This window comes from Halorubrum tibetense (assembly GCF_042661865.1).
Classification (GTDB): Archaea; Halobacteriota; Halobacteria; order Halobacteriales; family Haloferacaceae; genus Halorubrum; species Halorubrum tibetense.
Genome location: NZ_JBHSWW010000611.1, coordinates 1 through 658, shown reverse-complemented (window position 1 = coordinate 658; position 658 = coordinate 1). Strand labels below are relative to the sequence as shown.

The following is a 658-nucleotide window of genomic DNA, read 5'->3' as shown; positions in this document are numbered from 1 at the left end:
CGTACGACGTCGACGGGACCCCGTACGACGCCGATGGAACCCCATACGACGCCGACGGGGTCGAGCCACCGGACGGGAGCCGGCCGGATGACGCCGCGAGGGCCGACGACACGCGAAACGACGCCACGGACGACGACCGCCCCGCCCGAACCGACGGCGGTTTATAAACTCAGACCGTTGGGTATGGTATGTTTGAGCGTCTCACCTCCGATCTCGGCGTGTACGCCCTTTCGGGGCTCTTCTCGCTCGTCGTGTTCGCCGTCGCGCTCGCGGTCCTCGCACGAACGCTCCCGGGCGGACTGGGGACTCGTCAGACCGGCGGCTTGGTCGTCGGGTATCTCCTGTTCGTCGGCGTGTACACGGCGGCGTGGTACATTTATACGGGAATCGACACCCGAGAGGACGCCTGAACGGATCCCGGGCCTCGAGGTCGTGATCGGTCTCCGGGTCGCCCGTGGGGAACGGTTTTCACGCCGCCGAGCGAGGGGTCGCGTATGACGTGGGAGACGGTCACCCTCGATATCGACGATGACGTCGCGACGCTCACGATCGACCGGCCGGAGTCGCTCAACGCGCTCACGGTGGAGACGCTGGAGGCGATGGAGGCGGCGCTCGCCGACGCGGCCGACGCGGGGGTCCGTGCGCTCGTGCTCGCCGG

General features: G+C 68.4%; 1 protein-coding gene and 1 pseudogene. Both read left to right on the top strand.

Features of this window, described 5'->3' with window-relative positions; genetic code table 11:
* Nucleotides 1-188 precede the first annotated feature (188 nt).
* On the top strand, nucleotides 189-410 hold the full coding sequence (locus ACFQEU_RS17270; protein ID WP_379784151.1) for a hypothetical protein: 222 nt from the start codon (nucleotides 189-191) through the stop codon (nucleotides 408-410).
* An 84-nt stretch (nucleotides 411-494) separates the two neighbouring features.
* Nucleotides 495-658: pseudogene (locus ACFQEU_RS17265) on the top strand (enoyl-CoA hydratase/isomerase family protein); the annotation flags it as partial.

Excerpts from the sequence above, each read along its gene's own strand:
- ACFQEU_RS17270 (WP_379784151.1), top strand. The coding sequence starts at position 189 with ATGTTTGAGCGTCTCACCTCCGATCTCGGCGTGTACGCCCTTTCGGGG.